The organism is Prosthecobacter sp., assembly GCF_044373815.1.
GTDB lineage: Bacteria > Verrucomicrobiota > Verrucomicrobiia > Verrucomicrobiales > Verrucomicrobiaceae > Prosthecobacter.
Map to the genome: position 1 here is coordinate 1 of NZ_JBIPNG010000280.1, position 8,727 is coordinate 8,727.

Annotated in this window: 6 protein-coding genes and 1 pseudogene; 4 read left to right on the forward strand and 3 right to left on the reverse strand. The window is 59.8% G+C overall.

Annotation, left to right across the window (positions count from 1 at the left end; all coding sequences use genetic code 11):
- Positions 1-331: pseudogene (locus ACIREA_RS20280) on the forward strand (hypothetical protein); the annotation flags it as partial.
- Positions 328-1,098, forward strand: coding sequence for a carbon-nitrogen family hydrolase (locus tag ACIREA_RS20285; RefSeq protein ID WP_397384165.1), 771 nt, complete (start codon positions 328-330; stop codon positions 1,096-1,098). The pseudogene ACIREA_RS20280 and the gene ACIREA_RS20285, both read left to right, overlap by 4 nt.
- On the opposite strand, the gene gmk is transcribed toward ACIREA_RS20285, so the two are convergent.
- On the reverse strand, positions 1,099-1,701 hold the full coding sequence (gmk, locus tag ACIREA_RS20290) for a guanylate kinase (RefSeq protein WP_397384166.1): 603 nt from the start codon (positions 1,699-1,701) through the stop codon (positions 1,099-1,101).
- Positions 1,702-1,790: 89 nt separating this feature from the next.
- On the opposite strand from gmk, the gene ACIREA_RS20295 reads away from it, so the two are divergent.
- Positions 1,791-3,140, forward strand: a complete 1,350-nt coding sequence (locus ACIREA_RS20295; protein WP_397384167.1) for a Gfo/Idh/MocA family protein — start codon at positions 1,791-1,793, stop codon at positions 3,138-3,140.
- Positions 3,141-3,191: 51 nt separating this feature from the next.
- Here ACIREA_RS20295 and ACIREA_RS20300 read toward each other — a convergent pair whose 3' ends face one another.
- Positions 3,192-4,466, reverse strand: coding sequence for an efflux RND transporter periplasmic adaptor subunit (locus tag ACIREA_RS20300; RefSeq protein WP_397384168.1), 1,275 nt, complete (start codon positions 4,464-4,466; stop codon positions 3,192-3,194).
- A gap of 138 nt (positions 4,467-4,604) precedes the next feature.
- Here ACIREA_RS20300 and ACIREA_RS20305 point away from each other — a divergent pair, with 138 nt between their 5' ends.
- The gene (locus ACIREA_RS20305) at positions 4,605-5,408 is read left to right on the forward strand and encodes an alpha/beta fold hydrolase (RefSeq protein ID WP_397384169.1); all 804 of its coding nucleotides are present in this window, start codon (positions 4,605-4,607) and stop codon (positions 5,406-5,408) included.
- A 98-nt stretch (positions 5,409-5,506) separates the two neighbouring features.
- On the opposite strand, the gene ACIREA_RS20310 is transcribed toward ACIREA_RS20305, so the two are convergent.
- Positions 5,507-8,602: a PAS domain S-box protein gene (locus ACIREA_RS20310; RefSeq protein ID WP_397384170.1), complete on the reverse strand. Its 3,096-nt coding sequence runs from the start codon at positions 8,600-8,602 to the stop codon at positions 5,507-5,509.
- Positions 8,603-8,727 lie beyond the last annotated feature (125 nt).

Consider the following 8,727-nt stretch of genomic DNA (forward strand, 5'->3'; position numbering starts at 1 on the left):
ACATAGCCTCTTCTGGTGGACCTTTGGCATGGCCTTGTGGGGCATGGCCAATGCGGGTGGCAATGTCACCTGGGCGCTGTGGGTCACCAAGCTCGCCGACAAACACGCCGTCGCCGAGTACATGAGCGTACATACCTTTCTCACCGGCGTGCGCGGCCTCATCGCCCCTTCCCTGGCTTTCGCTATGATCAAGGTCATGTCGTTCGACACCTTCGCAATCGTCTGCGGCATGACCATCCTCTCAGCCAGCTGCTTCATTGGCGTTCGCGCCCGCAGCAATTCTGAATCCACTGATCGTCTCCGTCCAGGTGCCCGCAAAGAACGCCTATGAATGTCCACCTCGTCCAAATCAATTCCGTCTGGGAAGACCGCTCTGCCAATCACGCCAAGGCGCGCCAGTTGATTGCCGGCGCCAGTCCGCAGCCCGGATCGCTCATCATCCTGCCGGAGACCTTCTCCACCGGCTTCAGCATGAATCTCGCCGTTACCGCTGAGCCTGCGAACGGCCCCACCGAGCAGTTCCTGCGCGAAATGGCCGCGCAATACCAAAGCTGCGTCATCGGTGGAGTGGTGACCTCCACCGAAGATGGTCGTGGCATGAACCAGGCACTCGCCCTCTCCCCTGACGGCACCGTCCTTGCCCGCTACACAAAAAATTACCCCTTCAGTCTGGGCGGCGAAGGCCAGGCCCACATCGCAGGCACTGAAGTAAGCCTCTTTGAGTGGCAGGGGCTGCGCATCGCCCCACTCATCTGCTATGATCTTCGCTTTCCTGAACTCGCGCGCACTGCCGTCCGCGCCGGAGCTGAAGTGCTGGTCTTCATCGCCGCCTGGCCGGTGAAACGCATCAATCATTGGATCACGCTTCTTCAGGCACGCGCCATCGAAAACCTCGCCTATGTCGTCGGGGTCAACCGTTGTGGCACCGATCCCGAGTTTACTTATACGGGGCGCAGCCTCGTCGTGGATCCTCACGGTCTTATCATTGCCGATGCCGCCGAGCAGGAACGCGTCATCAGCGCGCGGATCGAACCAGCCGTCCTCCGCGACTGGCGCACTCAATTCCCTGCTCTCCGAGATGCAGGCATCCCGTCCTGATCACCACAGGCTTGTCCGCATCCGCCCGGCTTCGAGGATTGCGTCAAACCGCCGTGCATCGTCCTCCCGCGTGCCGCTAACGAGCACGTAGCCATACTTGCGCCAGTGCTCCATCTCTGCTGCTGCGTTCTGCATGCGCAGTTCAAACGCCGCCGTATCCTCCGTCGCCCGGCCTGAAAGGCGATTGCGCAGTTCCTCTAGGCTCGGCGGCAGCACGAAAATCTCCAGCAGGCAGCGCTTCACCAGTTCGTCCTCGCAGGCGCGCACCTGCATCGCCCCCTGGACGTCGATGTCCATGATCACATCCACCCCGCGTTTGAGATTCTCATACACGTAGCTCTTCAGCGTGCCGTAAAGCCGGCCATGCACGCGGGCGTATTCAAACAACTCCCCTCGCTCCACGCGTGCCAGGAAATCCTCCTCGGTTAGGAAAAAATAGTCCTTCCCATCGACCTCGCCCGCTCTCGGCGCACGCGTCGTGCAGGAAACGGAAAAAACGGCCTCGCCGCGATCACACACTTTCCGTGACAGCGTCGTCTTGCCGGTGCCCGAAGGCCCCGAAACGACGATCAACTGCCCAAGACGCTGTTTTGAGAATTCCATCCTGCCGAATACCCACGCCAACGGCATGTGCAAGAGACTTGGCAAATGGACTGTACTGCTCCACCCTCAAATCCCACCCAACACCAACCATGCAAACCGCATCCTCACGCCGTCAGTTCGCCAAAGTTGCCGCCGCCTCGGTGGCAGCGCCCTTCATTCTCCCCTCACGCGTCTGGAGCGCAGAGACCGCCCCCAGCGCGCGCCTCACGCTCGGCTTCATCGGCGTGGGTAAAATGAACAGCGGCCATCTCAACAGTTTCTTGGGCCGTAAAGAGGTCCAGATCGTTGCCGTCTGCGACGTCGACACCAACCGCCGCGAAAACGCCAAAAAGACCGTCGAAGAACGTTACGGCAAGGACAAGGACGCTGGCTTCAAAGGCTGCGAAGCCTATGCCGATTTCCGCAAGCTTCTTGAACGCAAGGACATCGACGCTGTTGTCATCGCCACGCCTGACCACTGGCACGCCTTCATTGCTATCGCCGCATTGAATGCCGGCAAGGACGTCTATTGCGAAAAGCCGCTCACCCACAACATCCACGAAGCGCTCACGCTCATCGACTCCGTGCGCAGCAACAAGCGCATCCTGCAGACCGGCTCCCAGCAGCGCTCCAGCAAAGAATTCCGCGTGGCCGCTGAACTCGTCCGCAATGGCATCATCGGCAAGATCGACCACGTCGAAACCCAGTTCGGTTCCCCCGCCAAGCCCAATGCCAATCCTGAAGAGCCCATGGAACCCGGCCTCGACTGGGACATGTGGTGTGGCCCTGCCCCTCTCGTGCCTTACAGCAGCGTCCTCAGCCCGCGCGGCGTTCACAATCACTTCCCCGCCTGGCGCAATACGCGCGAATTCGGCGGCGGCATGATCACCGACTGGGGCGCCCACCACATCGACATCGCCCAGTGGGGCCTCGGTGAAGACGAACACGGCCCGGTCGAAATCATCGCCCCTGAAAAATATGCAGATGCCTCCGACGGTGCCAAGCTCATCTACGCCAGCGGCATTCCTCTCCTGCACAATGGCAAAGGCAGAGGTGTCTCCTTCTACGGTGCCAATGGTGAAGTGCACGTGAACCGCGGCAAGTTCGAGCTCATCCTCGGCGGCAAGACCATTCACAAGTTCTGGGACAAGGACGCTGACAAAGGCACCTCCCTTGACCGTGAAGTCATCCTCACCGAGCGCGAATACCTCGCCGATGCCAAGGTGAAACTCTACAACTCCAAGAACCATCACGAAGACTGGCTCAACTCGATCAAGACCCGTGAGAAGCCGATCTGCGATGTCGCCATCGGCGCCAGCACGGCTATCTCCTGCCACCTCATGAGCCAGGCCTACTACCACGGCGGTTCCATGAAGTGGAATCCCGAGAAGCACGAGTACGTCAGCGGTGGCGATGCCAAGTGGCTCACCCGCGAATACCGTGCCGACTGGAAAGTCTAAAAAACAGCCCGTCAGTACTTCCAAGGCGGCCTCGAAAGAGGCCGTCTTTTTTTATTTCACCTCGGCACGCTTCACCACACTTGTGCCATCGCGCACGGTATCCGGCGGGTGCATCAGCACTTCGTCCCCCTTCTTGAGGCCTGCCAACACCTGGGTGAGTTTACCGTCGGTGCGTCCAGCCTTGACCACCACAGCCTTGGCTCTGCCAGCATCAAAAACAAAGGTCTTCCACTCGCTGCCTTCGCGGAACAACGCTCCCGCCGGCACCAGCAGGGTGTCATCGCTGTACCATACGGCCACGCGCACTTCCACGCGGTAGCGGTCTCCCAGTGCTTTCAATGAAGGTGTCTGCTCCGTAAAATCGCTCAGGACCAGCACGCGCTGCTCTTCCACACCCAGTGCGGACACCTTGGTGAATGCCGCAGGTTCCACACGGCGCACGCGGGCTTTGGCCGGCTCATCGCCCCCCCACTGCTCCACCGTGACTAGAGCCCCGGGCTTGATCGTCACCGCATCGCGTGAGAGGATTTCCGCCTCGATCTCCAAATCCGTGGGATCACCGATTTCCAAAATGGGCGCGCCTGGCGCCACGATCGTCGCGCTCTCCTGCTGCACCCGCAGCACGACGCCGCTGACCGGAGCACGCACTTCGATGAATGCACCGCCTGCGCTCGGTTTGTCGATCTGCTGAAGTGCCGCCTTGGCCTGCACCAATTCAAAATCGGCCACCTGGAGTGCAAATTCTGCCGAACGAACTTCTCGCGATTTCATTTCGGCCTCACGCTCAAACGTATCGCGGTCAGTGTCGCTGACGGTCCCCTTGTCCGTGTTATTTTTGATGCGGTCCCAGTTCGCCTGCGCGTATTTCAGGCCGGTACGTGACATCTCGATGTCTTCGTTGGCCCGGCTGCGGGTAGCAGTCGCCGCATCGACACGAGCCTGCGCTTGGGATCGCGCCCGAGCATCCAGCAATGGTGAAAGCGTCGGTTCGATGCGCGTGAGCACTGTTTCCCCCGCCTTTACTGCATCTCCCGCCTTCAAAGTCACGCGCTGCATGCTGCCCGCCACCGGTGCGGCGACAATGTGGCGGTTGCGGATGCGCGTCTTGCCTTCCTCGGACACATACACCGTCAACGGCCCTTGGTGAACCACTCCGGTCTCAACTTCCACCGCCCGCGGCTGCAAGGCGTAGACCATCGCCAGCACCAGTGCGCCGGCCACAGACCAGAATGCCAGCTTGCGCGACAGGCTGCGTCGCGTGATCGGAACTTTCGTTTCCCAGGGAGGAACGGAGGGTTGCGGTGTTTCGGTTGGAGCTTCAGGCATGGCGTGCGCCCACTATGCGCGAAGTTCGTGCAGCGGCAGGTGATTTTTGCTTGTTGCTTTCACCGATCTCTGTTCACAGTTTGCCGTTCGCGGCCTGACCTGCGAACAGCGAACCATCCAACTGACAACTTCACTCTTATGCCCCACGTCGAAACCAACGGAATCAAGATGTTTTACCAAGAACGCGGCAGCGGCGAACCGCTCGTCTGCATCATGGGAGTCACCGCCCCCGGCGGCGTGTGGGACGCGCATGCCCAGGCATGGGAAAAGCACTTCCGCTGCATCCTCGGTGACAACCGCGGCGTGGGCGAAACCGACAAGCCCGCCGGCCCTTACACCACCGCCATGATGGCCGACGACTACGCCGGCCTCATGGACAAGCTCGGCATCAAGCAGGCCCGTGTCGTCGGCTGCTCGCTCGGCTCCGTCATTGCTCAGCAGCTCGCCCTGCGCCACCCCGAGAAGGTGAAGAGCATGATCCTCATGTGCACCTGGGCCCGGCAGGATCGATTCGGCCTCTACACCTGGCAGCACCTCATGAAGGCCAAGGCGAACATGCGTCCGGAAGATTTCATGCAGTGGATTCAGATGCTCATTTTCACCAAGCCCTGGTTCGACAACGACGACTGCTGGAACAACATGCAGCAGGGCCTCAAAGACGCCGCCACCAATCCTGCGCCACAGCCCCTGCACGCCACCGAGGCGCAGAGCGCCGCCGCCATGACGCACAACACCCTCAACGAACTCAAAAACGTGAAGTGCCCCACGCTCGTCATCGGTGGTAAAGACGACACCTTCACCCCTCAGTGGATGGGCAAGGAAGTCGCCGCCGCCATCCCCGGTGCCGAACTGCACCTCTATGACAACGCCGGTCACGCATTCCACTGGGAACAGCTGGGCGACTTCAATCCGCGCTCGACTGAGTGGCTGTTGAAGCATTGATCCAATCAGTATCCAAGCTCATCACAACACAGGCACGCGGTATTTAGACTGCGTGCCTGTTTTGCGTTCCACCGCCCCCTGAGTAGCGTGAACCAGTATCATCTCTTCTTCTTGCCTGGCTCGTATGGAAAGCGGCAGGTTACGACGACTCCGCGCCGGGGCTTTGCTTTGATCGTCAGCCGCGCACCGATGAGGTTGGCGCGGTAATCCATCACCCGCACACCGATGCCGTTGTGCTGCCCCCCTTTGGTCTTTTTCAAACCGGCTCCATCGTCTTCGATTCGCAGCTCGCACTCGGTCTGGCTCACGTGCTGCAGGGACAGTTTCACTTTCGTGGGCTTGCCATGACGCAGGGCATTGTTGACGGCCTCCTGCGCGATGCGAAAAAGATGAGCTTCAATATCGTTGTTTTGAATCGCGATGCCAGCGTCCACCTCGCACTCGCAGGGCGTGCGGAAGTTGGTGCGCACGGTTTCGGCCAGCAATTGCAGCGCACCTACGAGTCCGCGGTATTTCACGCTGGTCGGCGAAAGACCATGGGACATGCGGCGCACTTCGGAAACGGACTGGCGCAGGAGCTCATGAATGCGCTGAGCCTGCTGCCGGGGCTCGCCATCCAGGTCTGCTTCCAATGCTTCCAGCAGCGAGACAATGCCGGTCATGGTCTGGCCCACGCCATCATGAAGATCATGCCCCACGCGCGCCTGCTCCTGCTCCACCACTCGCAACACCTCCTGCTGCAGACGATTGCGTTCCGTCATGTCCGTTCCCGTGACCACTATGCGGTCCAGTGTGCCATCCGGTTTGCAGGTGGCGATGCTGCGCAGTTCGACGCTGCGCCACTCCCCATCCTTCGTCCGCAGGCGTGAATCGGTGGGCGGATTTTTCTCCCCGCGCAGCAGACGCGCGAAGCGCTCCTTGGAGAGCGCTGTCTCTGCTGCATCCATGAGACCAATCTCCCAGGGGGTTTTCCCGATCACATGCTTCTTGTTGTAGCCCATGGTGTCGCTGAAGGACGCATTGGCGTGCACGAAGCGTCCGGCCAGATCCAGCACCACGATAAAGGCGGACGTGTGTCCCACCAGAGCCTGGTTGTAGGCCAGTTCACGGCGGTAGTCGAGTTCCACGCGTTTGCGCTCTGTGATGTCTTCAACGACAGCAACATGACGCAAGGGGGGCTCGCCGGGAAGCCACATCGGTGCAACTGTCAGATTCACCCACTTCAGGGTGCCGTCTGGCAGCAAATTGCGTTTCTCCAGGTTGTAGCTGCGAATCTTTCCTGCCTTCAATTCCTCCATGTGCCGCAATGAATTCGGCAGATCCTCCGGCAAGGTCAAATCACTGAAAGTCAGTTTCAGCATCTCGTCGCGTGAGCGTTGATTGATCTCACAAATGCGCTGATTCACGCTGAGAAAACGTCCCGTGGTTGTGTCCATTTCAGCAACACCAACTGCGGCCTGCTCAAACACGGCACGAAAACGCTGCTCGCTGGCCAGCAGTGCCTGCTCCGCCAGCTTGCGGTCTGCGATGTCTGAGATGGTGCCGGTCATGCGCACCGCCTCTCCCTGCTCATTCCAGTCGGCTTCCCCCCGGGTGAGAAACCAGCGATATTCGCCGTTCTTGTTGCACAATCGAAGTTCTACCTGATAAGGCACACGCTTCTCAAAGTGCGCTTTTCGTGCCGCTTGTACCCTTGGCCAGTCCTCAGGATGCAGCCGGGACATGAACGACTCCTGGTCCTTGCCCAGTTGATCGGCTTCCTCAAATCCAAGCATCTGCTTCCAGCGCGGAGAGAGATAGGTTTCACCCGTCAAAATGTTCCACTCCCACAAACCGTCTGTCGTGGCACGCATGGCACGTGCATAGCGCTCCTCACTGACCTGCAGCGCCTGCTTGCGCTCTTCACGTTCAATGGTCAGTGCCGCAAGACGTGCCGCTGCGGTTATAGCTTGGATTTCCTTCTGGTCCGGCGTGTGAATCTCACGGCGGTAGCAGGCGAAGGCCCCCAGCACCTGCCCTGCACCACTCACCACAGGCTCAGACCAGCAGGCCAGCAACCTGGCCTTCTCCGCGAGTTTGTGAAATGGCTCCAGACGTGGATCGGCCAGCACATCCGGACAAATTACCCGCTTGCCACTGAAGGTGGCCACGCCGCAGATTCCGATGTCTGGTGCAATGGGGGTTCCATCCAGTGCCTTTCTCACATACTCGGGCAGACTGGGGGCGGCCTGCAAGCGCAGCCTCGTGCCCGTTTCATCAGCCAGCATCACACTGCAGCGCATGCCGGGATGCCCCGCCTCAACGCTGCGCACGATGGCCTCCAGCACGGCGGTGCACGGCGCCCCTTCCACGATCAACTGTAAATTATGCTCCTCCCGCTCCTCGGCTGCCTTGCGGCGGGAGATGTCTTCAAGCGTGCCCGTCATGCGCAAGGCTCGCTGCTGATCATCACGGCGAATAACCTTGCCGCGGCCCATCACCCATTTCCACGAACCATCCTTGCAACGCATGCGAAACTCCCGGTCAAAGCCGTCGGTTCGCTGCATCAGATGATCATTTACCGCCAGTTCAGTTCCAAAAAGATCTTCGGGATGAACCATTCCCTGCCAGCCGAGCGCTGCGTCTGGGATTGGCTCATCTGCACTATAGCCGAGCATCACCTTAAACTGGCTGGAACGAAAGATGGTATCACGCGTAAGATCCCAGTCCCACACTCCAAAACCTGAACTCTCAAGGGCAAACTTCCAGCGTTGTTCGCCCTCCTGCAGGCGCTGCTCCGCCAGCACACGCTCTGTGATGTCGCGTCCGACCGACTGCATCTCCTTCAGCAGTCCCTGATCATCGAAGAAGGCACGATTGACGAACTCCATCCACCGCACCCGCCCTTTGCCGTCATAAACCCGGTTCTCAATGACGACGACCGGAGTCTTCGGCGAAAGTTGCAGCAGCCTCTCCTCAATCAGCAGCACATCCTCACTTACTGCACTAGGCTGCCATCGCTGGCCGATCAGCTCCTCAAGTTTCCTGCCAAAAAAGCGACAGCACACTTCGTTCACATAGGTGAGGGTGCCATCCGGAAGAAAGCGGCAAATAATCTCCGTCAGATCCTCCACCACGATGCGGTGGGAATCTTGAGCCAGCAGCTCACTCGCTGCGGCCGGAGGCGCTTTGATTCGGTCTTTGCGTGTCTTCATGCAGGCACAGCCTCACCATAGTCCGGTTCGGGGCACAAGCCACCACACAGATGAGGGGATCACGGAATGTATCCCATCGACTTCATCCATTCCGCCACGCGGTTTGGCCAGTCGTTCACAGGCCC